22 protein-coding genes and 1 pseudogene are annotated in these 25,556 nt (G+C 69.0%); 12 read left to right on the top strand and 11 right to left on the bottom strand.

Translation table 11 applies throughout. The annotated features are described in order from the left end of the window. Nucleotides 1-11 precede the first annotated feature (11 nt). A complete protein-coding gene (locus ACEXOR_RS02170; RefSeq protein WP_374847757.1) occupies nucleotides 12-929 on the bottom strand; it encodes a PhzF family protein in 918 nt (305 codons plus the stop codon). Between the two features lie 75 nt (nucleotides 930-1,004). Then, a pseudogene (locus tag ACEXOR_RS02165) lies at nucleotides 1,005-1,154 on the bottom strand (FGGY-family carbohydrate kinase); the annotation flags it as partial. 282 nt (nucleotides 1,155-1,436) lie between these two features. Here ACEXOR_RS02165 and ACEXOR_RS02160 point away from each other — a divergent pair. Further along, on the top strand, nucleotides 1,437-4,076 hold the full coding sequence (locus tag ACEXOR_RS02160; RefSeq protein ID WP_374847756.1) for a cell wall-binding repeat-containing protein: 2,640 nt from the start codon (nucleotides 1,437-1,439) through the stop codon (nucleotides 4,074-4,076). Between the two features lie 164 nt (nucleotides 4,077-4,240). After that, nucleotides 4,241-5,236 (top strand): LacI family DNA-binding transcriptional regulator, encoded by a 996-nt coding sequence (locus ACEXOR_RS02155; RefSeq protein ID WP_374847755.1) that lies wholly within the window; start codon nucleotides 4,241-4,243, stop codon nucleotides 5,234-5,236. On the opposite strand, the gene ACEXOR_RS02150 is transcribed toward ACEXOR_RS02155, so the two are convergent. From ACEXOR_RS02150 to ACEXOR_RS02120, 7 genes are all read right to left on the bottom strand, one after another. Continuing rightward, the gene (locus ACEXOR_RS02150) at nucleotides 5,233-7,824 is read right to left on the bottom strand and encodes an alpha-L-rhamnosidase (RefSeq protein ID WP_374847754.1); all 2,592 of its coding nucleotides are present in this window, start codon (nucleotides 7,822-7,824) and stop codon (nucleotides 5,233-5,235) included. The genes ACEXOR_RS02155 and ACEXOR_RS02150 overlap by 4 nt on opposite strands. A gap of 1 nt (nucleotide 7,825) precedes the next feature. Further along, a complete protein-coding gene (locus ACEXOR_RS02145; protein WP_374847753.1) occupies nucleotides 7,826-8,734 on the bottom strand; it encodes a carbohydrate ABC transporter permease in 909 nt (302 codons plus the stop codon). 5 nt (nucleotides 8,735-8,739) lie between these two features. Beyond that, a complete protein-coding gene (locus ACEXOR_RS02140; protein ID WP_374847752.1) occupies nucleotides 8,740-9,624 on the bottom strand; it encodes a carbohydrate ABC transporter permease in 885 nt (294 codons plus the stop codon). Nucleotides 9,625-9,700: 76 nt separating this feature from the next. Beyond that, entirely contained in the window at nucleotides 9,701-11,011 is a 1,311-nt protein-coding gene (locus ACEXOR_RS02135; protein ID WP_374847751.1) for an ABC transporter substrate-binding protein, read from the bottom strand. 127 nt (nucleotides 11,012-11,138) lie between these two features. After that, the gene (locus ACEXOR_RS02130; RefSeq protein ID WP_374847750.1) at nucleotides 11,139-11,990 is read right to left on the bottom strand and encodes an alpha/beta fold hydrolase; all 852 of its coding nucleotides are present in this window, start codon (nucleotides 11,988-11,990) and stop codon (nucleotides 11,139-11,141) included. A gap of 5 nt (nucleotides 11,991-11,995) precedes the next feature. Next, nucleotides 11,996-12,700, bottom strand: coding sequence for an SDR family oxidoreductase (locus ACEXOR_RS02125; RefSeq protein ID WP_374847749.1), 705 nt, complete (start codon nucleotides 12,698-12,700; stop codon nucleotides 11,996-11,998). Between the two features lie 83 nt (nucleotides 12,701-12,783). After that, the gene (locus ACEXOR_RS02120; protein ID WP_374847748.1) at nucleotides 12,784-13,782 is read right to left on the bottom strand and encodes an NADP-dependent oxidoreductase; all 999 of its coding nucleotides are present in this window, start codon (nucleotides 13,780-13,782) and stop codon (nucleotides 12,784-12,786) included. 92 nt (nucleotides 13,783-13,874) lie between these two features. Between ACEXOR_RS02120 and ACEXOR_RS02115 the strand changes: the two genes are divergently transcribed. From ACEXOR_RS02115 to ACEXOR_RS02075, 9 genes are all read left to right on the top strand, one after another. Beyond that, nucleotides 13,875-14,492, top strand: coding sequence for a TetR/AcrR family transcriptional regulator (locus ACEXOR_RS02115; RefSeq protein WP_374847747.1), 618 nt, complete (start codon nucleotides 13,875-13,877; stop codon nucleotides 14,490-14,492). 130 nt (nucleotides 14,493-14,622) lie between these two features. Then, the gene (locus ACEXOR_RS02110; protein WP_374847746.1) at nucleotides 14,623-15,207 is read left to right on the top strand and encodes an NAD-dependent epimerase/dehydratase family protein; all 585 of its coding nucleotides are present in this window, start codon (nucleotides 14,623-14,625) and stop codon (nucleotides 15,205-15,207) included. A 229-nt stretch (nucleotides 15,208-15,436) separates the two neighbouring features. Beyond that, complete coding sequence (locus ACEXOR_RS02105; RefSeq protein WP_374847745.1) at nucleotides 15,437-16,090, top strand: hypothetical protein; 654 nt, start codon at nucleotides 15,437-15,439, stop codon at nucleotides 16,088-16,090. A 390-nt stretch (nucleotides 16,091-16,480) separates the two neighbouring features. After that, complete coding sequence (locus ACEXOR_RS02100; RefSeq protein WP_374847744.1) at nucleotides 16,481-16,810, top strand: immunity protein CdiI family protein; 330 nt, start codon at nucleotides 16,481-16,483, stop codon at nucleotides 16,808-16,810. Nucleotides 16,811-16,867: 57 nt separating this feature from the next. Next, nucleotides 16,868-17,485 carry an alpha/beta fold hydrolase gene (locus ACEXOR_RS02095; protein WP_374847743.1) on the top strand — a complete coding sequence of 206 codons (618 nt, stop codon included), beginning with the start codon at nucleotides 16,868-16,870 and terminating at the stop codon, nucleotides 17,483-17,485. A 138-nt stretch (nucleotides 17,486-17,623) separates the two neighbouring features. Continuing rightward, entirely contained in the window at nucleotides 17,624-19,693 is a 2,070-nt protein-coding gene (locus tag ACEXOR_RS02090) for a phosphatase PAP2 family protein (protein WP_374847742.1), read from the top strand. A gap of 219 nt (nucleotides 19,694-19,912) precedes the next feature. Next, the gene (gene phoA, locus ACEXOR_RS02085) at nucleotides 19,913-21,841 is read left to right on the top strand and encodes an alkaline phosphatase (RefSeq protein ID WP_374847741.1); all 1,929 of its coding nucleotides are present in this window, start codon (nucleotides 19,913-19,915) and stop codon (nucleotides 21,839-21,841) included. A gap of 141 nt (nucleotides 21,842-21,982) precedes the next feature. Further along, a complete protein-coding gene (locus ACEXOR_RS02080; protein WP_374847740.1) occupies nucleotides 21,983-22,510 on the top strand; it encodes a DUF1697 domain-containing protein in 528 nt (175 codons plus the stop codon). A gap of 108 nt (nucleotides 22,511-22,618) precedes the next feature. Beyond that, the gene (locus tag ACEXOR_RS02075; RefSeq protein ID WP_374847739.1) at nucleotides 22,619-22,792 is read left to right on the top strand and encodes a hypothetical protein; all 174 of its coding nucleotides are present in this window, start codon (nucleotides 22,619-22,621) and stop codon (nucleotides 22,790-22,792) included. Nucleotides 22,793-22,825: 33 nt separating this feature from the next. On the opposite strand, the gene ACEXOR_RS02070 is transcribed toward ACEXOR_RS02075, so the two are convergent. Beyond that, nucleotides 22,826-23,383, bottom strand: coding sequence for a CGNR zinc finger domain-containing protein (locus ACEXOR_RS02070; protein WP_374847738.1), 558 nt, complete (start codon nucleotides 23,381-23,383; stop codon nucleotides 22,826-22,828). A 128-nt stretch (nucleotides 23,384-23,511) separates the two neighbouring features. On the opposite strand from ACEXOR_RS02070, the gene ACEXOR_RS02065 reads away from it, so the two are divergent. Then, on the top strand, nucleotides 23,512-24,495 hold the full coding sequence (locus ACEXOR_RS02065) for an EamA family transporter (RefSeq protein ID WP_374847737.1): 984 nt from the start codon (nucleotides 23,512-23,514) through the stop codon (nucleotides 24,493-24,495). 72 nt (nucleotides 24,496-24,567) lie between these two features. Here the strand turns inward: ACEXOR_RS02065 and ACEXOR_RS02060 are convergent, their stop codons facing one another. Continuing rightward, on the bottom strand, nucleotides 24,568-25,518 hold the full coding sequence (locus ACEXOR_RS02060; RefSeq protein WP_374847736.1) for a hypothetical protein: 951 nt from the start codon (nucleotides 25,516-25,518) through the stop codon (nucleotides 24,568-24,570). Nucleotides 25,519-25,556: the final 38 nt, after the last annotated feature.

Genomic DNA, 25,556 nt, shown 5'->3' with positions numbered 1-25,556 from the left:
GAGGCGGCGCGTCAGGGCTCCGGGGCGTAGGCGGTGGCCGTGCCGGTGACGGTGATGCCCCCGGTGGGCGGCACGTCGACGAGCAGCAGGCTGGGGCGGCCGACGTGACGGCCCTGGTGGATGACGACCCGCGCGGGGGGCTCGACGACCCCGAGCGCGCGGAGGTAGCCGCCGAGGGATGCCGCGGCCGACCCCGTCGCCGGGTCTTCGGTGATCGTTCCGACCGGGAAGAGGTTCCGCGCCTCGACGGTCAGCGGCTCCGCTGGCGCCGTCTGCTGCCGGCAGACCACAGTCACCGTTCCGGCCCAGCCCTGCCGGTCCATCAGCGTCCGCACGTCATCCGGGTCGAAGCGGAACTCGTCGAACAGGCGCTGATCGCGGATCGCGACGACGGGATGCCAGTTGCCGGCGAAGGCCTCGCGCAACGGCCACCGGCCGTCGAGGTCGGCGCGCTCGATACCCAGGAGTGACAGCAGCTGGTCGGCGACGACGGGGTCGAGCTCACGGATGTCGGGCTCGACGCTCGTGAACGAGGCCGAGACCCCGCGCCCGTTGTCGGCGGTGGTGATCACGATCGGGCCCACCGGGGTGACGATCGTGAAGGCCCCCACCCCGCGGCGCTCGGCGAGCGCGACCGCGGTGGCGACCGTCGCGTGGCCGCAGAAGGGCACCTCGGCTCCCGGGGAGAAGTACCGCACGTGCACCGTTCGACCATCGGTGTCGGGGCCGGGGTCGACCACGAAGGCCGTCTCGGCGAAGCCGACCTCGGCGGCGATCGCCTGCAGGTCGTCGTCGTCGAGCCGGGAGGCGTCGAGCACGACACCCGCGGGATTGCCCCCGCCCGGCCCGTCGGCGAACGCCGTGAGCCGGAGCACCTCGGCGCCGCGCATCGATTCGAGGGCCGGCGCCGGTGGTCGTTCTACGGTCATCCCCTCAGGCTGCCGCACCCACCGCCGGGGCCACAAGAACCACCTCGTGGCCGGTGGCCCGACGCCCCGCCCCGCTCAGCTCGGCATGAACCGCGCCGGCGGATATGTGCGGGCGACGAGCGCGGTCGCCTCGACGGGCCCTGCGAGCACGGGCAGCCCGCTCCGGTCGGCGGTCAGCTGGCAGAGCAGCGTGTTCTGCGAGCGCCCTCCCACGATGTGCACCACTGACGGACGTCAGCCGCGATGTCTCACGATGTCGCCGCAGGCGGATAGAACAAGGGTCTTGTGATTAATGAAGCGCTTCAATATGGTCGAAGCTCGCGCCCCTCGTCGGACGCACGGCGCTGCACGGCACCGCCGACTCGCTCATTCAAAGGAGAATCAGTGTCACGCAGGAAACATCTCACAGCAGCCGCGTTCACGGCCACGACAGCGGCGCTCGCCCTGGTCGCAGGGTCGATAGGGGCCGGCTCAGCGGCTGCCGAACCCGCACCGAGCGGCCCGGTCGTGTCCACGACCTACAGCTCGTCCGACGAGACCCTCACCCTCGACGCGGGCGACCCGCTCGCCTTCCAGCCGATCGACAGCCGCGGGATCACGACGATCGGCGTCAACACCTCGGAGACCGGCCAGACCCTCGACGGCCTCGGAGGGTCGCTCGAGTCATCGAGCGTCTACAACATCGCTCAGCTCTCGCCCGAGAACCGGGACGCCGTGATGAACGCGCTCTTCGACACCGAGACCGGCAACGGCTACGACCTGATGCGCCTGGCGTTCGGATGCCCCGACTTCTGCTCCGAGGCCTTCTACACCTACGACGACATGCCGGCCGGCGAGACCGACCCGACGCTGTCGAACTTCTCCATTCAGAAGGACATCGACTCGCAGATCATCTCGGTCGCGAAGCAGGCACTCGAGATCAACCCCGATGTCGAGTTCTTCGCCTCCGCCTGGTCGCCGCCGGCCTGGATGAAGGACAACCAGAGTCTGAACAACGGCGGCGCAGTGCTCCCCGAGTACTACCCGGTGCTGGCGCAGTACTACCGCCTCGCCATCGCCGCCTACGCCGAGCAGGGCATCCCGATCAAGGCGCTCACCGTCGCGAACGAGCCCCAGGTCGTTCCCGACTACCCCTCGTCGAGCTGGTCGTGGGAGCAGGAGCGCGACTTCATCCCCTTCCTCCGCGCCGAGCTCGACGCCCACGGCCTCGACACGGAGATCTGGATCCAGGACGACAACTGGTGGACCACCGCCCAGTTCGCCAACATCCTGGCCGACCCCGTGGTCGGACCGATGGTCGACGGCGTCGCGGTGCACGACTACGACGACGGAGACGTCACCCAGGCAGCCCGCCTGGTGGACCAGTATCCCGACGTCACCGTGCGGCTCACCGAGCGCTCGTACTACGACGTGAAGGGCGTCGACCGCATGATCCAGCTCTTCCGCAACGACGTCTCGAGCTGGACGTACTGGCTGACGTTCCTCGACGAGGACGGCCTGCCGAACGAGGGGCCGCTCGACGGAGACTCCTTCCCCCAACAGATCGGGGCACCGAACGGCGACCTGAACTCGTGGTACCTGGATCGCGACTACTACCTCTACGGCCAGTTCTCTCGCTTCCTCGAGCGCGGGGCCGTGCGGGTCTCGAGCGACTACGGGTCGACCGACAGCGTCACGAACGTGGTGTTCCGCAACCCCGACGGAACCCTCGTCGCAGTGGTCGACAACCAGAGCGACTACAGCCAGCAGTTCCGCCTCGTCACGCCCGATGGCCAGGTCGTCGACACCCTGCCGGCCGCCACCGTCGGCACCTACACCTGGACCCCCGAGCGCGAACCGCTCGACCGCTCGGCCTGGACGGCATCGGCGAGCACCCAGGACTGGGGTTCGTCGCAGATGCTCGACAATGACGAGAGCACCGCCTGGCGCAACTTCAGCGCCCAGCAGGCCGGCCAGAGCATCACGATCGACACCGGCGCCGTGCAGCCGATCGCGCAGATCACCCTCGACAGCGGCGACATCGAGAACGGCGCGAGCGCGAACGACTGGCCGCGTGGGTACACCGTCAGCGGTTCCGTCGACGGTGAGACGTGGAGCGACCCGATCGCCCAGGGACGGGGGACGAAGCGGTTCACGAACATCACCTTCCCCACCACCGACATCCGCTACCTGCGGATCGCGCTCACCACGGTGGCCCCGACCAGCTACTGGTCGGTCGCCGAGGTCTTCGCCTACGCCGGCCCGCCCGCGCCTCCCTCGGTCGACCGCATCGGAGGTGTCGACCGGTACGAGGCCGCAGTGAACATCGCCGAAGCCGGCTACCCCGACGGTGCGGGAACCGTCTACGTGGTGTCGGGTGAGGTGTTCGCCGACGCCCTGTCGGCCGCTCCGGCCGCGACGCGGGAGGACGCCCCCATCCTCCTCACCACCGGCACTGCCCTCCCGCAGAGCGTCGTGGGCGAACTCCACCGGCTCGCACCGGAGAAGATCGTCGTCGTGGGTGGCCCCGACTCGGTGAGTGCGTCTGTCGAGAAGTCGCTCGACGAGATCGCCGACACCACCCGCATCGGCGGAGCGGATCGCTACGAGACCTCCCGCAACGTGGCCGACTACGCCTTCCCCGAAGGCGCAGACACGGCAGTCCTCACCACCGGGGCATCCTTCCCCGACGCGCTCTCCGCGGGCGCGGCGATCGACGGTGACGGTCCGGTCATCCTGGTGGACGGCACCCAGCCGACATTGGATGCGGCGACGAAGAACCTGCTCGGTTCAGCCGGCGTCGCCACGACGGTGATCACCGGCGGCCCGGACTCGGTCTCCACCGGCATCGAGGCGGATGCGGCGTCGATCTCCACGGTCACCCGGCTGGGCGGCGCCGATCGCTATGCGGCCTCGCGCACGATCAACGCGGACTTCTTCACCACCGCCGACCGGGTCGTGCTCGCGACCGGGGAGAAGTTCCCGGATGCACTGGCCGGAGCGGCGCTGGCCGCGAAGCGGGACGCCCCGCTGTTCACCGTGCCCGGCACCTGCATTCCGGGCGAGACTCTGGCGCAGATCCAGGCCCTCGGCGCGAAGACCGTGACGCTCCTGGGAGGTGAGAACACGCTCTCCCCCGCGATCGCCGACCTGCAGCCCTGCAGTTGACCCCGCTCCCTGTGCCGGGGCCCGCCTCCGTGGGCCCCGGCACAGGGCGGCTCCCGTGGGGGGCCGCGTGTGCCAACCGGTAGTCCTCCGCCATTCTCTAAGCTGGCGTGACCGATCAGCACAGCCGCGGGAGAACGATGCCGACCAGCAAGAGCACCCCGAGCATGACCGACGTCGCCGCGCGCGCCGGCGTGGCGCTCGGCACCGTATCGAACGTGCTGAACCACCCCGACAAGGTCGCCTCGGCCACACGCAAGCGGGTGCACGCCGCGATCGACGAGCTCGGGTTCGTGCCGAACATCCAGGCCCGCTCTCTCGCGATGGGCCGAAGCACCACCCTCGGGCTGGTGGTGACCGACATCGGCAACTCGTTCTTCGTCGACATCGCCCGGGGCGCCGAGGCGGGTGCGGCCGACACGGGGATGACCCTGCTCCTCGCCAACAGCGACAACGACTTCGCCAAGCAGGAGACCTATCTCGACCTCTTCGACCAGGCCCGCTTCGCCGGAATCCTGCTCGCTCCGTTCGAGGCCGCCCCCGAGAGCGTGCACCGCCTGCGCCGCCGGGGCCGGCCGGTGCTGCTGCTGAACGTCGCGATCCCGGTGACCGAGGGATGCTCGATCACCGTCGACAACGAACAGGGCGGCTATCTGGCCGCCCGGCACCTCATCGACGGGGGGCGGCGGCGGCTCGCCTTCGTGGGCGGCCCCGACCGCCTCGAGCCTCTGCTCGAGCGTCGGCTCGGCGCGGAGCGCGCGGTCGCTGAGACGAACGGCGCCGTCACCCTGGAGGAGATCATCGCGGGAGCGGTGAACGCGCCCGAAGGGCGGGCGGCCGGCTCGGTCATCCTCGACCGTCCCGCCGACGAACGGCCGGACGGTATCTTCGCCGCGTCCGACCTGCTCGCCCTCGGACTCGTCCAGACGCTGTCGACGGCGGTGAGCATCCCCGACGACATCGCGGTCATCGGATACGACAACAACACGGCCGTGCGGGAGAGCTCCATCCCGATCTCGACGATCGCGCAGCCCGGGCGGGAGCTCGGCGAGATCGGAGCCCGCCTGCTCTGGAACGAGGTCACCGACGACGGAACCCACCAGCACGAACACGTGGTGCTCGAGCCCACGCTCATCGCGCGCGGGAGCTCCGTGCGTCACTAGGACTGCAACAGAACCGGCACCTGCTCCCCGCTCGCCGCGCAATCGAAGTCGTGCACGCCCGGTCCGACCTCGGCCACCGACCCATCGATGAGCTCCACCGATGCCGTGACCCCGGTCGGAATCTGCACCCGCAGCGCGAAGCGGCCGCCGTCGACCGTCCAGTCGGTCGCGATCGGCCCGTAGGCCGACTCGAACCGGGTGGAGGCGCTCGTCAACGGACCGGGTCTGGGCGCCACGAGAACCCGCCGGTAGCCGGGTTCGAGGGGCGCGATGCCCCCGATCACGCGGTGCATCCAGTCGGCGACCGCGCCCAGCGCGTAGTGGTTGAACGACGTCATGCTGCCCGGGTTCACCGTGAGGTCGTCGAGCAGGCTGTCCCAGCGCTCCCAGATCGTGGTGGCGCCCTTGTCGACCATCGACAACCACGAGGGGCTGCGATGCTCGAGCAGCAGGGCGAACGCCGTCTCGAGGTGGCCGGTGACGGTGAGGGCGTCGCTGATGAGGTTCACGCCGGCGAAGCCCGCCCCCACTCGATGTCCGCCGTCGCGCACGAGGTCGGCCAGCGCATCCCCGGCCCGTTGCCGGTCGGCCGGGTCGCGCAGCAGCTCGAAACAGAGGGCGAGGGCGAGGGCGGTCTGGGTCTGCTGCTTCAACGGCCGACCCGCGCCGCCCCACTCGGCGGTGAACGCCTCGACGATCTCCTCATTCAGCCGCCGGTACCGCTCGGCGTCATCCGTCAGGCCGAGGGACGCGGCGGTCTCTGCGAGCTTCGAGGCCGACCAGGCGAAGTAGGCCGTCGCCACCAGATGCGGATCGGTCACGGTCGCCGCCGGGTCGTCCGGCGGCGCGTTGGGGTCGAGCCAGTCGCCGAGCTGCAGACCGGTGTTCCAGAGCCTCGAGGGCCCGGCCAGCCGGGTGACCTGCTCGACCCAGGCCTTCGCGCTCGGGTACTGCCTGGCGAGCAGATCGCGGTCGGCGAAGCGCTGCCAGAGCACCCAGGGCGTGAGCACGGCGGCGTCTCCCCAGACCGCGGCCGGCTGGATCGGGGTCCACATCGGAGCACCCGGGATGACGGGCACGTACCAGGGAACGGTACCGAACCGGGTCTGCTCCACCGCGAGGTCGCGCAGCCAGCTGCTGAGCAACCCCGAGCAGTCGTAGAGAAAGCTCGCCGTGGGGGCGAATACCTGGATGTCGCCGGTCCAGCCGAGCCGCTCGTCGCGCTGCGGGCAGTCCATCGGGATGTCGACGAAGTTGCTCTTCATGCTCCAGCGGATGTTCTCGTGCAGCCGGTTCAGGCCCTGATGCGAGGTGGTCAGCCAGCCGGTACGCCGCATGTCGGAGTGGTAGACCCGGCCCACCACGTCCAGCTCATCCAGCGGGCCGGTGTGACCCTCGATCTCTGCGTATCGGAACCCGTGCATGGTGAACCGCGGCTCCCAGTCGATCGAGCCGTCCGAGCCGAGGTAGCGATCGACCGAGATGGCATCGCGGAGGGTGCGCGTGTAGAGCTCGCCATCTTGCAGCACCTCGGCATGCCGGATGGTCAGGGTCTCCCCCACCCCCGAGGCGGCGCGCACCCGCAGGCGGCCCGAGAAGTTCTGCCCGAAGTCGACGAACACCGAGCCGCTCGCGGTGCGGCGCAGCTCCACCGGCGCGAGCTCCTCGACGCACCGCACCGGCGGGCCCTCCGGGGCCACGAACGTTCCAGGAGCGAATTCCGCGATCTTCGCGGCCTGCCAGTCGGCGTCATCGAAGCCGGGCTCCGACCATCCCGCCGCCACCTCGGAGACGTCGAAGGTCTCCCCCGTGTAGAGGCTCGACCTGAGGATGGGCGAGGGGTGGGCGCGCCAACTCGTGTCGGTGCCGATCACCGTCACCGAGCCGTCGGCCTGCTCGATCTCGAGCTGAGCGAGAAGAGCGATGTCGGTGCCGTAGATGTTGAGCGTGCCGCCGTCGAAGCCGTAGCGGCCCCGCCACCAGCCGTCGGCCATCCAGGCGCCGATCGCGTTCTCTCCCGCGGTGAGGTGCTCGGTCACGTCATAGGTCAGGGTGCGGAGCCGGTCGTGGTAGACGGTCCACCCGGGGGTGAGCGCGTCGTCCCCGACCTGCCTGCCGTTGATCTCGAGCTGGGTGAGTCCGTGCGCGGTCACGTAGAGGCGGGCCTTGCGCGGCGCCGCTTTCAGGGCGAAGCCCTGCCGGAACAGCGGCGGTCGGCGGTCGTCGTCGGAGTGGTCTTCGAGCCAGGGCGGCTGGATGCCGGCGACCGTCCAGTCGAGCGGGTCGAGCAGACCCGCTTCGATCGTGAGCGGAGCCGACCACGGCGAGGATTCGCCGTCGGACGCCGAGACACGCACCCGAACGGTCGCGATCTCGCGCGAGCGCAGGGGCTCGGCCGGCCAGGGCACGAGCACCTGCTCGGCCGAGTCGACGAGGTGCCGGGTCTCGCCGGTCGCCCGCTCGATCCCGATCTCGTAGCGGGCCTGGCTCCAACCAGGCCCTGCGGCGGTCTTCCAGGAGAGGCGGGGCGTGGCGGTTCCCAGCCCGAGGGCGGTGCCGAGGTGTTCGGCGGTGAGTTCGGTGATCACGTCAGCCCTTCACCGACCCCGCGGTCAGTCCGCGCATGACCCGCTGGTTGAGGAAGAGGTAGAGCACGAGGATGCCGACGACGTTGATGCAGATGGCGGCGAACGTGGGGCCGTACTGCACCTGGCCGAACTGCCCGGTGAAGTTGAGCAGCCCCACCTGGATCGTCTGGAAATCGCCCACGCTGGTGAAGGTGAGCGCGATCAGCAGGTCGTTCCAGATGAAGAAGAACTGCACGAGCGCGACCGTGAAGACGGCGTTCCGCACCATCGGGAAGGCGATGGAGAAGAACGAGCGGTAGATGCTCGCCCCGTCGATCGCCGCGGCCTCGAAGATCTCGCGCGGCACGGCCCTGAAATAGGTGGCCATCATGAAAACCGTCAAGGGCAGACCGGTGGCGGTGTAGGTCAGGATGAGCGGCCAGATCGTTCCCGTGAGATGGGTCTGGAAGTAGGCCGAGAACAGCGGCAGCAGGATCATCTGGCCGGGCACCATGATCCCGGCCAGGAACAGGAGCAGCACTCCTCCGCGGCCCTTCCACACCAACACCTCGAGCGCGAAGCCGGCCGCGACCCCGAGCACCACGATCAGGGCGAGCGAGGGAAAGGTGGCCAGGGCGCTGTTCAGGATGTAGCGGCCGATCCCACCGTCGACCCAGGCGATCGAGTAGTTCTCGAAGTTGAACATGTTCTCGGGCAAAGCCCAGGAGGGGTTGTTCAGCCACTCGCTCTGGGTCTTCAGTGAGCCCAGCAGCAACCAGATCAGGGGCAGCACCGTGATGGCGAGCAGGAGGCCGATGACGAGGGTCTTCAGGGCGACGGAGCCGGCGCGGCGGGGCGTCATCCGACGGCGCGGGCGGCGGACACGGCGGGTTCTGGTCGGAGTGATGGGGCTGGATGCGGTGGTGGTCATGGAGCTCAGCCCTTGGTCAGGTCACGTCGTGACGAGCGGAAGATGAAGACCGTGACGAGCAGGCAGATCATGGTGAGCAGCAGCGCGATCGTGCTCCCGTAGCCGTAGTCGCCGTAGTTGAACGAGGTGCGGAACATCAACAGGGTCAGCGGGGTCGTCGAGGATCCCGGCCCGCCATTGGTCAGAGCCAGCACCGAATCGAAGACCTTGAGTGTTCCGTTGATGCTGAAGATGATCGACGAGAGCAGCACCGGGAGCGACATCGGGATGACGATGCGGCGCACCAGCGTCCAGCCTCCCGCTCCGTCGAGCCGGGCTGACTCCATCACCTCCTCGGGGATGTCGAGGATGCCTGCGTAGAGCAGCACCGCGTAGAACCCCATCGAGCGCCAGACATCCATGATCACAAGCACCAAGAACGCGGTGTCGGCCGAACCGAACCAGTCCACCGAGGGAAAACCGAGCAGGTTGATGAAGGCGTTCACGATGCCGTTCTGCGGCGCGACCTCGAACATCTTCTGGAACAGCAGTGAAACGGCCACGGTGGGGAGCACGATCGGGAAGAAGACGAGCGTGCGCACCAGGCTCGAGGCCTTGCGGAGCCAGAACACATAGAGAAGGGAGAGTCCGTACCCGACGAGCACCTGACCGACGGTCAGAATGACGGCGTACTTCAGCGTGAACAGCAGTGCCTCGCCGACTTTGGGGTCGGTGAAGAGCTTGGTGAAGTTGTCGAGGCCGGTGAACTCGAAGCCCGTGATCACGCTGCCCGTGAAGAGCGTGTAGCCGAGCGACCAGAGCACGGGCACGAGCATGATCACCGTATAGATCAGCAGAGCCGGCCCGACGAAGACGAGCACGGCACGCTTGTTGCCGAAGACGTTGTTCATGGTGGGACTTTCGGGTTCGTGACGAGAGAGGGGCGGCGGGGCGGATGGGGCCCGCCGCCTGAAGCGACTCGGTCGGCTACTTGCCGAGGTCGGCCTGGACCAGCTCCATGAACTTCTCGGGGGTGATCGCCCCGGTCACGAGCTGGGCGGCGTTGGTCTGGCTCGTCGTGGTCGCCTGGGCGTCGAAGAGCGCCTCGAACCACAGCACGCTGTCGCTACTGGAGTCGATGGTGGTCTGCAGATCGGCCGTAAGCGGCGGCACCGTGACGGAGTCGTCGTTCACCGTGAACCCGCTGAGCACGCCCTGGTCGCCGAGCGACACGGCACCGTAGTTCTTGGCGATGCAGCTGAGCCAGGCGCCGACCTGGTCGTTGTAGGCCTTCTTCGACACCGCGATCGGCACACCCACGTTGGCCGCGAGCTGGTCGCTCGATCCGGCTCCACCTGCGACGTCGGGGAACGGGACGAAGCCGATGTTGTCAGCCCCGATCTCGTTCGTGTCGGCGTTGAAAGCGCTGAGGGCCCAGCTGCCCATGTACAGGAAGGCGGCCTTGCCGGTGGTGAAGGTGTTGAGCGAGGTGTCGTAGTCGATCGATCCGACACCGTCACCGAAGTAACCGTCGGCACCCAGCTTCGCGACAGCCGCGGCGGCCTCGACGTACTCCGGGTCGGTGAGCTTGGCGTCACCGTCGGCGACTTTCTGGAGGGCATCCGCACCGATGGTGCGGAACAGGTAGTTTCCGACCAGGCGGGTGAGGGGCCAGCCCTGCTCGCCCGAGGCGGAGAACGGCTGCACTCCGGCGGCCTTGAGCGTCGCTGCGTCATCGGTCAGCTCGTCCCACGTCGTCGGCGGGGTGATGTTGTTCTGCTCGAGGATCTGCTTGTTGTACCAGATGCCCTCGACGTTGAATTCGGTCGGCAGCGCGATGTCGGCGCCGTACAGGCTCGAGATCGTCGACGAGGCGGCGGGCAGCACGTCGTCGGAGACACCGAGCTCGTCGAAGGTGGCCGAGATGTCGAGCAGCTGACCGGCGTCGTTGAGGTCCTTGGCCAGCTGAGGCGTGTTGCCGGCGGCGAAGATGGTGGGGAGCGCGTCCTGCCCGGCGAGCAGCTGGAGCTGCTGGTCGATGCTCGCCTGCGGCTGGTTCGTCACCTTCAGCGGCATCGCGTCGTTCTCGGCCTTGCACGCCCCGGTGCTGAGAGCGGTGAGGGTGTCGGCTACGGCGGTGTTCTCGGTCAGGGACAGGTAGGTGAACTCAGACGCGCCCGCGGTGGAGCCCGCAGAACCGCCTGACGAGCACCCGGTCAGAACCAGGGCGCCGGCGCCCGCTAGCGCTACGAGCGGCACGATTGTTCGTCGAAGACGGGTGGTGGGTGCTGTGGTCACAATTCCTCCTTGAATGCGAGCCTTCCCTATTGAAGCGCTTCAATGGATCACAATACGAAGCGTGCGGGCCGATGTCAAGCAGGGATTCGGGCGCCGAAAGACGGGGCCGGCGCCCGATCCAGCTCGGTCAGCGCCCGAGGAACTCGACCGCTCTCGGCGCGAAGTCGGCGTGGTACTGGAAGACGCCGCCGTGCCCGGAATCGGGATAGATGATCAGCTCCGACCCCCCGATCCGTTCGTGCAGGTCGGTCGAGAGCACCGAGGGCACCATGCGGTCGTTGTCGCCGTTCGCGATCAGCGTGGGCATCGTGAACGCCGAGAGATCCGACGGGGCCGAGCGGCCGAAGCGCTGGATGGCGCGCAACTGCGTGTGGAACGCCTTCAGCCCGATGGGGGCGTCACGGTCGGTCGACCGCTCCTTCAAACGTTCGATGAACGCCTTGCCGGCGCGCTTGCCGACGGTGTCGCGGTTGAAGAAGAGGAACTCCTTCGGGTCGGAGCGGGTGAGGGTCGCGCGCAGCACGTCGTAGTAGGTGGTGCGCAGCACCCTGTCCATGTCCTTGCCGCCGCGCGGCCCGGTACCGGTGAGCACCAGCCGGCGCACGAGACCCGGGTGGGCCACGATGAGGTCCTGGGCGATCATCCCGCCCATCGAGAACGAGAACACGTCGATGGTGTCGAAACCGAGCGCCGCGATGAAGCGGTAGGCGGCCTCGGCGGCCTCCTCGATGGTGGGCGGAACGGTTCCCGACGACCCGCCGACGCCCACATTGTCGAAGGCGATGACATGGCGGTTCTCCGCGATCGGGTCGACGATGCGCGGGTCCCAGTTGTCGAGGGTCGCGGCGAGGTGCACGAAGAACACCACGGGCACCCCGCCCTTCGGGCCGAGCTCGCGATAGGCGAAGGTGGTGCCGCCGGCGGTGAGGGTGCGGTTGGGCGCTTTCGCGTACGACGCGATGACGGGTTCGGTGCTCATGACGGTCAGGCCTTCAGCTCGGGGTAGAGGGCGTCGACGGGCGCGCTCAGGCCCGCCTTGATCGAGGCGGTGAACTCGTCGGCGACGACCTCGTAGCCACCGGCCTCGACGGCGTCGAACACCTGGCCGACGAGGTCGGCCGGGAGCAGCTTCGGCCCCTCGGCGTGCGCGGCCATGGCCGTGTCGACGTAGCCGACATGCACGCCCACGACGTGGGTGCCCTTCGGGGCGAGCTCGAGGCGCAGCGAGTTCGTGGCCGACCAGAGGGCCGCCTTCGAGGCGCTGTAGACGCCGCCGAACGCGTACCAGCTCGCCACCGAGTGCATGTCGATGAGCACCGACTCCGGATGCGCGGTCAGCACGGGTGCGAACGCGGTCGCGAGCAGCACGGGCGCCACGAAGTTGGTCTCCATGGTGGCCCTCAGGTCGTCGGCCGAGAGCTCGAGGAAGCTCGCCGTCGGAGGCAGCACGCCGGCGTTGTTCACCAGCACGGTGACGTCGGGGGCGGCCTCGACCGCGGCGGCCACCGAGGCGGGGTCGGTGATGTCGAGGGCGAGCGGCACGATGCGCTCGTCGTCCCAGCTGCGCGGGGTGCGGGCCGTGGCGTAGACCTTGGCGGCGCCGCGGGCGAGGGCTTCGGCAACGAACGCCGAGCCGATTCCGCCGTTGGCTCCGGTGACGAGCACGACGGCTCCGGTGAGTGAGGGCATGACTTCTCCTGGTTCGGATGAGGGTTGGAGGCATTGAGGGGGTGGGTGGGTGTCGGGTTCTCGGCCGTGAGGGGCGGCTCGCGTCATCCGGTGACGGAGACCACGACCTTGCCGCGCAGGCCGCCTCGTTCGAGCGCGGCCAGTGCCGCGGGCGTCTCGGCGAACGGGAACACCCGGCCGACCACCGGATGCACGGCCCCGGCGTCGACGAGAGTCGCGATCTCTGCGAGCCGGCCGCCATCCGCGCGCATCCAGAGGAAGGAGTAGTCGATGCCGAGGCGGCGGGCCTGCCGGCGCACCTTCGCGCTGAGGCCGCCGATGACCAGTCGGAGGGCCGGGTTCAGACCGATCGAGCGGGCGAACGCCGGGTCGGGCGGCCCGGCGATACCGATGGCGAGCCCGCCCGGGCGCAGGATGCGGAGCGACTTCTCGAGGTTCTCGCCGCCCACGCCGTCGATCACCAGGTCGTACCCCGAGAGCACGGTCTCGAACCGCTGCGAGCGGTAGTCGATCACCTCGTCGGCGCCGAGCTCGCGCAACCACTCGACGTTCGAGCCGCTCGCGGTGGTGGCCACGTGGGCACCGAGATGCTTCGCGAGCTGCACGGCGACCGAGCCGAACCCGCCAGCCCCGCCGTGGATGAGTACCCGGCTGCCCGGCCCGGCACCGCCGCGCTCCACGAGCGCCTGCCAGGCCGTGAGGGCCACGAGCGGCAGCGACGCCGCCTCGACCATGCTCAGCGAAGACGGCTTCAGAGCGACGTCGCCCTCGGCGATCGCGATGCGCTCGGCGAAGGTGCCGATGCGGAAGTCGGCGGGGCGGGCGAAGACCTCGTCTCCCACCGAGAAGCGCGTGACGGCCGGGCCGACCGCCTCGACCACCCCCGCCACGTCGTGCCCGAGGGTGAGCGGCAGGTCGTACTTCAGCATCGCCTTGAACTCGCCGCGGGCGAGCTTCAGGTCGAGGTGGTTGACGCCGGCGGCGTGCACCCGCACCAGCACGTCGTTCTCGCCGAGCACCGGCTCCGGCGCATCCGCCTCGCTGAGCTCGCCCCGGTACCGATCGATTCGGAAGGCCTTCATCGTTTCTCGTCTCCTCGTTTTTTATGAGCGTACTCAGTTCTGAGTATGATCGCAAATGACTGTGGATCGACGAGCGCTACACTGAGGGCCTGATGGCAACCCCCGACACCTCCTCCCCCGGCGCTTCTCCCGGCCGGCGCGAGCGGAACAAGCAGCAGAAGCTCGACCGCATCACCGCGGCGGCCGACGAGCTGTTCAGCCGGCACGGCGTCGACGAGGTGACCACGCAGCAGATCGCCGACGCAGCCGACATCGGCACCGGCACCCTCTTCCTCTACGCCCGCAGCAAGGCCGAGCTGCTGCTGCTGGTGCAGAACACGCACTACGCCGAGGCGATCGAGTCCGGCCTGCGCGCGGCATCCGCGGCGACATCCCAGCTCGACGCGATCATGGCGCTCGTGGGCCCGGTGGTCGAGTGCAACCGGCGGCAGATCGAGAACGGCCGCACCTACCTGCGCGAGCTCGTCTTCGGCGACCCCGACGAGCCGCACCACCGCGTGGGGCTCGAGCTGATCCAGCAGGTGGATGACGCCTACGTCGACATCCTGCAGCGCGACGGGCGGCTCACGGCCGGCGACGCGGTGCTGCTCGCGCGCACGATCTCGGCGGTCATGTTCGTGAGCCTGGCGTCGCCGGTGCACCTGCGCTCAAGCGACCAGGAGGTCTGCGACGACATCCGGGAGCAGGTGCGGGTGCTGCTGCGGGCGTAGGACTCGGCCGCGATGCTCGGCGAGCGAGCGAGCGACGACGGCGACCACCGCGATGTCGCACGCCACCGCGCCTCGGCCGGTCGGCACACTGGCGCACTCGAGGGCCGCTATGTCTGCCCACTACCCTCGAATGGTGCGGATCTTCCTAGCTGGCGCCTCCGGGGTCATCGGTCAGCGACTCATCCCATTGCTCGCCGATCTCGGTCACACGGTGGGCGGCATGACCCGATCGATCGAACGGGCGCCTCTGCTGAGAGGTCTCGGCGCCGAGCCCGTGGTCTGCGATGTGTACGACGCAGAAGCGTTGGGTGCAGCTGTCACGGCGTTCAGGCCGGATCTCGTTCTGCACCAGCTCACCGATCTCCCGGATGACTCCCGCGATCTGAAGACGCACGCTGTCTTCAATGCCCGCATGCGCCGGAAGGGCACCCGCAATCTCCTCCTCGCGAGCCGCCAGGCCGGGGGCGTTCGGGTCATCGCTCAGAGCGTCGCCTGGACGATGCCGCCCGGGCAGGGTGCCGAGGCGGTCGAGTTTCTCGAGGAAGCCGTACTCGCTGCGCAGGGTACGGTGCTCCGCTATGGCCAGTTCTACGGCCCCGGCACGTATTACGAGCAGGACCAACCCGCAGAACCGCGCGTGCACATCGAGGTGGCCGCGCAGCGCACGATCGATGCGCTCACAGCGCCATCGGGAGTTCTCACCATCGTCGATTGACGAAACTACTGAGCTCCGTCGTTGACGCTGAGACCGGCTGGTTCTTGCCCACACTGATCGAACACATCATCACCGCGTTCGATATCGCTGACCAACACGCTTCCGGCGCTTTAGATCACAACGAAGAAAGCCCCGTCGAGATAACGGGGCTTTCACATTTCGTATGTCCGCGGGGGGAGGCCGAAGCCCGCAAGTCCCGCGACTCGTACCGCTATTGTACATTCTGAAGATGCCCGCTGCCACCCCACCCAACGATGCCGAGATCCGCGCGACACTCAGCGCGCCACGCTCTGGAACGTACATCGGAGCGACCGGTGGTGACTCATACAAAGCAATGGAACTTTACGGCTGGAACGCTCGGGTGTCCGCGGCGTTCATGCTCCCCGCGCATTTCGCCGAGATCTCAACCCGTAACGCTGCGGCGGATGTACTTGAGCGTGTGTACGGCGCCCAATGGCCCTGGAACCCAACGTTTGAGGCCAGCTTGCCGAACACGGGCCTCTACAACCCACGCCGCGATCTTCAGAAGACCCGCCAATGGAATCACACGCCGGGCAAGGTCATCGCCGAACTGAAGTTCGTGTTCTGGCAGAAGCTCTTCACGGGACGCAACGACACGCGTCTCTGGCAACCACACATTGCGTGGGCGTTTCCCTACGCACCGAGCATGTCGTCGGCCAGTCTGCGCAACCGCATCTACCAGGATCTCGATGTCCTTCGTCACCTACGCAACCGGCTCGCTCACCATGAGCCCGTGTTCACAAGGAACCTTCTCGATGACCTCACGCGCACTGTCGACCTGATCGAGTTGCGTAACCGGAGCACCTCACAATGGGTTCAGGCCATGGAGGACGTGACGACAATCATTGCCGAACGACCGTAGCCGAGCGGGTGCACCACGCAGGGGCGCAGGGCTACGGAAGCTGGGAGAACAGAGGCTAGAGCGCTTCGGAATTCGAAGCCATCTCCAACCGCGTTGGCAACGCGTCGTTACCGATTCGCTCATCCTCTGCGGCCCAGTTCTCGCCGAGGGCGATTCGATCCATCCGATCGGTCCACGCACGCTCCTCACGCTCAAGCAGCGTCGACCCGATCCCGCCTGCCTTGAACGATGTAAGTGCGATGTTCAAAGCGGCTCCTGAGGTGTCCTCTACCTATCGGCGAGGGGTCGAGTTGACCGGTAGTCCTGAGGGGCGAGATTTCCGGTAGAACGTCGTTCGCGACATCCCTCTTACGGGCTCGCAATGGATGCCGGCCTCCTACGCTTGCAGTCGTGGGCACTCACGACGACGGCGATGGAGATGGAGATGAGCAGAACGTACTGCGGCTGTGGCCTGAATGGGGTCCGCGAGATCTGATCCCCGATTTCATCCCGATCTCCGATCCGCTTCGCTTGCGCCTTCGGAACTGGAATCGCACGTGGCAAACGGTGCTCGATCCGATCCGGGACATTCGGTGGCCGAACGCAGAGATCGGCAGGCGATGGATTGCCGAGGGCGAGAGCTTGGTGCGTGACCTGCAGGTCGAACTGGGGCCGCAGGTGCGCGTCGTGGAGGGGTTCAGGGCCTATGACCCAGACGGAGAACAGGCGCCCGGGCCGTGAACCCTGCATCGCCTGAGAGCGCGCATCCGGTCGCTCCCGAGTCGCTACGCTCTCCGTGTGAGCCGACCCACCGTTCTCTTCGCCCCCGGAGCCGGAGGCGACCCCGCCCGTTACTCCGCCATCACCGACGCGATCCGCGACGCGGGCTTCCACGTCATCGCACCCCGGAGTGAGCGCTTCGACCCGCGCACGGTCACCACCCAGCAGCTGCAGGCGCGGGTGGAAGACCTGCACCGAGCCCTCGACGAACACGAAGACCCCGATTCCGAGGTGACCGTCGTCGGCCACTCCGTCGGCGCCTGGGCGGCCCTCTGCCTCGCCGGCGCCCAGCCGTGGGGCATGGACGGGAAGCCCATCGAGGTGCGCGCGAACCCGCGCGTGACCAGGCTCGTCCTCCTCGCCCCCACCGTCGGATGGTTCGCCGCCCCGGGAGCCCTCGACGACGTCGTGGCGCCGATGCACGTGCACGTCGGAGCTGTGGACACGGTGACCCCACCGCGCACAGCCGAAATTCTCCGCGCAGCACCGGCCCCCGTCGACATCCACGAGCACGCGAACGTGGGCCACTTCGACGTCATGAGCACCCTGCCGCCGACCGTCGCGCCGACGCCCGGTCTCGACCACGGCGCCTTCCTGCGCGAACTGGCCCACACGATCACCACCCAGCTCCGCTGACCTGAGCCCAGCACGCACCTGACCCCCGACCGAGGGGCGCGCTGTTCACCTGCCGGTCTCCCCCACGTCACCGGGGTGGCGTTGAATCACCAGGTCCCGTGCGCCGGCACGGGCCTGAAGAGCCGTGGAGCCCACCCGATGAACCCATCCCCCGCCGCGCGTCGAACCCGCCGCGCCCGCCGAATCCGAGTCGTCACCGCGACCGCCATCGCAGCGACCTTCGCCGTCGGCCTCGCCGCACCCGCCCACGCGGCGACCGACGATGCCATCGCCCCGCATCCGGATGCCTGGGGCCGGTTCTACGTCGACTCCTACACCACCAACACCACGGCCAACACGAGCCCCGAGACGAACGCCGCCATCGGCCTGCTCTCGCCGATGCTCGACTACTGGACCCCCGAGGTTCCGGCTACGCCCGCCTTCGACGCGAACGGGAAGTTCATTCCCGAGAGCGTGGGCACGGTGAAGAACGCCACGGTGCTCGACGCGAACATCGCCGAGGCCGCGCGCATCACCCAGACCCGCACGCCCGAGCAGGCCACCCAGGCGTACCTGATCGACCGTCGCAACCAGAACTACTCGGCCATCAACGGTCTCGGAGACTACGCCGAGGCCTTCCGCACCGGCACGAACGCCGGAACCACCATCCCCGACCAGATCCCGGCCGACGCCACCACCGTGAAGTACGACGACGCGGGCAACTCAAACGGCGCCTGGGCCGACTCGGGCACCACCTACGGCCCGATGGTCGACCTGGTGAACCAGTTCCGCAACAGCTCCGCCTCCACCAACCCCTCGAAGGCGTACTACAACTACGCGCGCCCGTTCCGGTGGAGCGACGACGTCTCCGTACTCCCCACCCTCGTGCCCGCGAAGAAGGCGGATGCCGACGCCCTCTCCGACGGCGGCTACCCGAGCGGTCACACGAACGCGGGGTGGCTGGCCAGCTATGCCCTCGCCTACGCCGCCCCGGAGCAGTACCAGGACCTGCTGCTGAACGCCTCGGAGATCGGCAACAGCCGCATCGTGGCCGGCATGCACTCCCCCGCCGACGTGATCGGCGGCCGCATGCAGTCGACCGCCGTCTCCGCCGCCGCGCTGAACGACCCCGCGAACGCCGCGCTCAAGCAGGCGGCGCGTGAGAACGCCGAGACGCTGTTCGCGAGCTCGGTGGGCCACGACACCGGCGCGACCGCCGTCGACCCCGCCGCCCACGCGTCCGACGAGGCCCTCTACGTGCAGCGCCTCACCTACGGCCTGCCCGTGGTGGGCGACACCACCCTGCCGGCCGTCGTGCCCAAGGGTGCCGAGGCCCTGCTCGAGAGCCGTCAGCCCTACCTCGACGCCGACCAGCGCCGCTGGGTGCTGCAGACCACCGCGCTGCCCTCGGGCTACGCCCTGCTCGATGACTCCGAGGGCTGGGGCCGGCTGAACCTGTTCGCCGCGGCCGACGGCTACAGCGCCTTCAGCACCGACGTGACCGTCGACATGGATGCCGCCGCCGGCGGGTTCAGCGCGGCCGACGCCTGGCGCAACGACATCGACGGCGTGGGCTCGCTCACGAAGGAGGGCACGGGCATCCTGAGCCTCACCGGAGCCAACTCCTACACCGGCGGCACCGTCGTCGACGGCGGATCGCTCGTGGCCACCTCGACCACGGCCTTCGGCACCGGCTCGGTGACCGTGGCCGGCGGCACCCTCGCCGAGACCGCGTCGGCGCCGCTCGTGGTGGGCGGCGACCTCGCGCTGGCGGCGGGCGGCTCACTCGGCCTCACCGTGGAGTCGGCCGCCCCGGCCCTGCAGGTCTCCGGTACCGCCGACCTGCGCGGTGGGCTCACCGTCACGATCGCCCCGGGCGTCGTTCCCGCCGACGACCAGGTCATCGCCACCTTCGCCGGATCGGCCGCCGACGTCGACCTCGCCTCGGTGAAGGTCGACGGCCTGCCCGCGGGGTACACCCCCGCCGTGGTGCTGCGTGACGGCGCCCTGCACCTGCTGAACACGTCGTCGGTCGCGGGTGCGCCCAAGCCCGGCGACACCCCGGCCCCCGGTGACAAGCCGGTCGCCGGAACGCCCGGCTCCGGTTCGCTGGCGGCCACCGGCCTCGAGGCCTCGCCGTTCGCGCCGCTGGCCGCGCTCGGCCTGCTCGGGCTCGGCGCCGTGCTGGTGCTCACCCGCCGCCGCGTGACGGCTTCGCGCCGCTCGTAACACCCGGTATCGGCAGCCCCACTCGCCGATCCGTCACGAAAGCCCGCTCGGATGCACTCCGGGCGGGCTTTTGTGACGGGCCGGCGTCCTCCCCCGTTCGGGGCACGAGCTCTCCACGCCCGGTTCACGTTCCGGATGCGCGCGGTTCACCGCGCGTTCGCCCACCCCGACTGGGCTGGGTCATCGACACTCGTCCGAGTGCCACCGGAACATCCATGGATGGGGAATCCCTTGGTCTTCACCTCACGCCCGCGCCGCGGCCGGCAGCGAACGCTGCTCGTCGCCTCCGCGGCCCTGCTCGCCGCCGCGAGCATCAGCATCCCGGCCACCGCCTTCGCCGCCGACCCCGACCTCTCGGTGAACGGCGGCGCCCAGCGCAACGACGGCGACAAGACGCAGTACCTCCGCGACTCCATCGTCGACGGGCCGGCGAAGAACGTCATCCTGCTGATCGGCGACGGCATGGGCGACTCCGAGATCACCATCGCCCGCAACTACCAGTACGGTGCGGCCGGCGAACTGCCCGGCATCGATGCACTGCCGCTCACCGGCCAGTACACCACCTACTCCCTCTACCGCGACGGCGCGAACAAGGGCAAGCCCGACTACGTGCCCGACTCGGCCGCCACCGGCTCGGCCTGGGCCACCGGCACGAAGACCTTCGACAACGCCATCTCGGTCGACATCGACAGCAACCCGCAGGACACCCTGATCGAGATCGCCAAGGCCAACGGCCTGAAGACCGGCGACGTCTCCACCGCCGAGATCCAGGATGCGACGCCCGCCGTGCAGGTGGCGCACGTCGACGCCCGCAGCTGCTACGGCCCTGACAGCCCCACCTGCGGCGACGACGCGCTCGCGGCCGGCGGACTCGGCTCGATCAGCGAGCAGCTGCTCGACACCCGCCCCGACGTCACCCTCGGCGGCGGCTCGGCCAGCTTCACCCAGACGGCGAAGGCCGGCCAGTGGAACGGCCAGACGCTGTTCTCCCAGGCCGCCGACCGCGGCTACCAGGTCGTGGGCGACGCGGCCGGCCTGAACGGCGTGCTCGCCGCCGACCAGACCGACCCGCTGCTCGGCCTGTTCACCCCCGGCAACTTCCCCACCCGCTACGCGCCCTCGGTCGCGACGGTGAAGGGCGCCGACGCGGCACCGGTGACCTGCCAGCCGAACCCCGCCCGCCTCGACACCGGCCTCTCGCTCTCGTCGCTGACGAACAAGGCCATCGACCTGCTCGACACGGGCGACCAGGGCTTCTTCCTGCAGGTGGAGGGCGCGTCGATCGACAAGCGCGACCACTCGGCCGACGCCTGCGGCCAGATCGGTGAGACCATCGACCTCGACGAGGCCGTGCGCGCCGCGCTCGACTTCGCCGAGAAAGACGGCAACACCCTCGTGATCGTCACCGCCGACCACGCCCACACCAGCCAGATCGTCGACTCCACCCCGCCCACCACGCTGAGCACTGCGCTCACCACGAAGGACGGCACAGTGATGAAGGTCGCGTACGGCACGGCCGCCGAGGGCGGATCGCAGCAGCACACCGGTTCGCAGCTGCGCATCGCCGCCTACGGCCCGGGTGCGGCGCAGGTCGTGGGCCTCACCGACCAGACCGACAACTTCTCCACGATGGCGGATGCGCTCCAGCTCGAGCGCGACACGGCCAGCCTGAGCGCCGCGGCCACCGCCACGCTCAGCGCCACGACGGTGAAGCCCGGGGCCACGCTCGCGCTCGACGCCGCCGGTTTCGCCGGTGACCGTCAGCTCGACCCCGCCTCCGACGCGGTGGAGCTGACGAGCAACGACCTGGTGAACGGCGCCACGCGCTACGAGTTCGCGGCACCGACGGCGGAGGGCACCTACTCCATCACGGTCACCGGCCGTCAGAGCGCAACCGCCAAGACGGTGAGCTTCACGGTCGCCGCCGACGCCGCGGTCACGCCGAGCCCCACCCCGTCGCCCTCCGCCTCCGCTCCGGCCCCGGCCGTGGTGGGCGGCGGCTCGGGCTCGGCCGGCTCGGGCGGTTCGGGGGCCTCGGCCCTCGGCTCCACCGGCGCCGTCGTGGCCCCGGTGCTGACGCTCGGCGCACTGCTCCTCGCGGTCGGCGCCCTGCTGATCGTGCGTCGCCGCCGCCACCACGCGGCCTGACCCACCCCCGGCCTGACCCCCCGGGCCCACAACCCCCGGGCCCCGTCTCGCCGAGTTGCGCCAAAGTGCCCCTTCCCGACCAGGGAGGGGGCACTTTGGCGCAACTCGGCGAGAATGACGGAGGGGCGCTAGCGTGAGCGCATGACGAGGTGGGTGGCCCTGCTGCGGGGCGTGAACGTGAACGGCATCACCGTGAAGAGCGCCGAGCTGGCCGAGCTGTTCCGCCGACTCGGGTTCGACGGGGTGAAGACGGTGCTGGCCTCGGGCAACGTGCTCTTCGAGGCCGCCGACGACGTCGACGAACCGACGCTCAAAGCACGGATCGAGAAGGGTCTCGGCGAGCGCTTCGGCTACGAGGCCTGGATCGTGCTGGTCGACCACGAGACGATGCGGCGGGTGGTGCAGGCGTATCCGTTCGAGGAGGTCGAGCACGCGCATCCGTATGTCGTGTTCGGCAGCGATGACGCCGTGCTGGCCGAGATCACGGATGCCGCCGCGGACCTCGACCCCGACGGCGTCGAGCGGGCCCGGCCCGGCGACGCGGTCGTCTACTGGGAGTGCCCGAAGGGGTCGAGCACCGACACCCCGTTCTCGAAGCTGCTCGCCCGAGCGCGCTTCAAGGCCAGCACCACCACGCGCAACCTGCGCACGCTGCGCCGGCTGCTCTGACTGCGCAGTGCTCTGGCTCGGTAGCGCCCTGACTCGGCAGGCGGACAGGCCACTCCCCGCATCCAGGCGACCGGCATACGCTGGAACGACGATTCGAAGGAGCACCGCATGACCGACGACAGCTACCCCACCGACGCACCCGACCTCGGTAAAGACGGCACCATCCCGAACACCGACGACGGCATCGCGGTGGGCCACGACCCCGACGGTTCGCACTTCAACCCGGAGGAGGACGTCGACGGCGACGCCGAGTCCGGCGGCGAGGACGCCGCCCAGGGCTGAACCGCCCCGCATCACCCCGCAGGCCGTGGAGACTCAGTTCTCCGCGGCCTGCCGTGCGCGATAGGCGATCACGTTCATCCGGTTGCCGCAGTTGCCGATGTCGCAGTAGCGCTTCGAGCGGTTGCGCGAGAGGTCGACGAGCACCGCGTCGCAGTCGGAGGCCTCGCACACCCGCAGCCGGTCGTACTCGTCGGAGCGGATGACGTCGATGAACGCCATGGCCATCTCCACCCGCATCCGCGTGGCCAGCGGGGCGTCGTTCTCGGTGGCGTGCAGGTGCCAGTCCCAGTCGTCGTGCCGCACCAGCTGCGGCAGGGCCTTCGCGTCGCGCAGGATGCCGTTCACCAGCCGCACCGCCTCGTCGCGGTCGACCTCCCAGAACCGGCGGAACTCGGGCCGGAGCGCGCGCACCTCGGCCAGCTCGGCGGCGTCGAGGTCGCGGCGGCCGGAGTAGCCCTGCTCGTCGAGCAGGCGCTCGAGCGAGGCCACGTCGGGCAGCCCGTCGGGATTGCCGTTCGAGATGCCGCCCAAGGAGTCGATCAGGGTGCAGGCGAAGGCGAGGGTCGCCTCGGTGTCATAGGCAAAGCGCATGTTGACTCCTGACAGGTCGAGCGGATACTGTCACTAGCGTAAGCCCTGACGCTCCTGACAGGGCTGCCCGCCACCGGCCTCGACCGGCTACCCGATCGCTCGCTCGCGCCAAGACGAAGGACGCCGCCATGACCGCTCCCGTGAAGACCGCCCTGCCCTCCGGCCTCGGCGCCACCGCGGGCCGGATCACGGCCGCCGCGCCGCACCGCGCCTCGGGCCTGCTGCTCGCCCTGGCCGCCGCCGCCGCCTTCGGCACCAGCGGCCCGTTCGTGAAGCCGCTGCTGGATGCGGGCTGGTCCCCCGCCGCGGCGGTGGCCGTGCGCGCCTTCGCGGGCGGCCTCGTGCTGCTCCCCGCGGCACTCATCGCCCTGCGCGGCCGCTGGCGTCTGCTCGCCGGAAGCTGGAAGCTCGTGCTGCTCTACGGCCTCGTGGCGGTGATCGGTGCGCAGGTGTTCTACTTCGCGGCCATCTCGCGCATGCCGGTGGGCATCGCCCTGCTGATCGAGTACACGGCGCCCATCCTGCTGGTGCTGCTCGCGTGGGCGCGCACGCGCATCCCCCCGGCTCTGCTCACCATCGTGGGCGCGGTGCTCAGCATCGCCGGGCTGGTGCTCGTGATCGACCCGTCGGGGGCCGGGCTCGACGCGCTGGGCATCGTGCTCGCCCTGCTCGCCGCGCTCTGCCTCGCGGGCTACTACCTCATCGCCGCGCTGCCCGCCGGCGAGCTGCCGCCCGTCACCCTGGTGAGCGCCGGCCTCGTGGTGGGTGGGCTGCTGCTCGGGCTCGTGGGCGCCACCGGACTGCTTCCGTTCACCTTCTCGTTCGACCCGGTGCAGCTGCCGGTGGTGGGAGAGGTGTCGTGGATGGTGCCGATGGCCGTGGTGGTGCTGGTGGCGACCGCGTTCGCCTACCTCACCGGAATTCTCGGCGCCATCCGTCTGGGCTCACGCGTGGCCTCGTTCGTGGGGCTGGTGGAGGTGCTGTTCGCGGTGCTGTTCGCGTGGCTGCTGCTCGGCGAGGTGCCCACGCTGGTGCAGCTGGCCGGCGGGGCGCTGATCGTGGCCGGCGTGGTGTTCGTGAAGCTCGAGCGGGAGCGCCCGCTGCTGCCCTGACGTTCGGAATGATTTCGCGGGGTCGGGCGCCACTATGGCGTCGGAGTGCCTGAAATCCTTCCGAACGACGGTTCAGGGCGCTCCTGGATAGTACGGATCGTGCAGGTGAGGGCCGAGCGCCTCCTGCCCGAAGGGATCTCGTTCGAGCTGCCCGACGGTCGAAGTGCCAGCCCTGGTATCGGCATGATCGGTGCCCTTCGATGTCACCCACGAGCTCGCCGAGGCGTGACCTGGGGCCGTGCACTGTCGGCGAGCCTCGGAAGTCGCTGCGAAGAGATCTCCGAGGGAGGTCCGGAACTGTTCGAGTGAGCGGTAGAACTCCGTGCGCGCCAGTTCATACACGTCGACTGACGGCATACCTCCATCCGTGATCTCCTTGCGACGTGCGGCCCGGTACCACTTCCAGACGTCGTGATCACGCGAGACAGAACCAGAGATGTTCTCGATCAGCCGCATCAACAGCAGATCGACCGCCTCTTCGCTGGTATCCACGCCCTCATCCACCGACGGGTCACGACCCTCTCGAAGGTCGATGTCGTAGCGCAGGAGGAGATCCGCCGAGGTGGCGAGCCAAGCGGCTTGCTCGACCAATCGCTTGGCTGGTTCTTTCTCGTAGCCGAACAGAAGAATCGACGCTTGCGGTGCTCTCGCAAGATTCGGAAGAAGGTGCTCGTTATAGACAAGCAGCTCGGTCAGCTGTTTGAGTTGAGTCACCGATCGCTCCACGTCAGCCGCTCGTTGCGCCTTCAGGTTGTCATCACCCTGATTGGATCGCTCCTTGAAGCGCCAATCCGTGAACGCCTCGAGGTCTGCGGCCAGCATCAGAATCTCTTTCGCCCGCCCTACCAGCTCCTCGAAGCGGTCTTTTTCGTACGTCTCCTGCGACCGCGCCGCGTCCCCGTCATTCAATTGCTTCGCCTGTGAGAGCGTGAGCCTGGTGACTATCAGGCTCACCACAAGCGCACCGCTTGCAACGATGACGGCGATGCCGTTCAGCACATTGGCTACCTGGTCTTCGGTCATTCAACGCCTCCCTCGGAACCGGCTCAGCTTATCGACAA

This window comes from Herbiconiux liangxiaofengii (assembly GCF_041927335.1).
In the GTDB taxonomy this organism is placed as follows: domain Bacteria; phylum Actinomycetota; class Actinomycetes; order Actinomycetales; family Microbacteriaceae; genus Herbiconiux; species Herbiconiux liangxiaofengii.
This window is presented reverse-complemented; position numbering and strand designations above follow the sequence as displayed.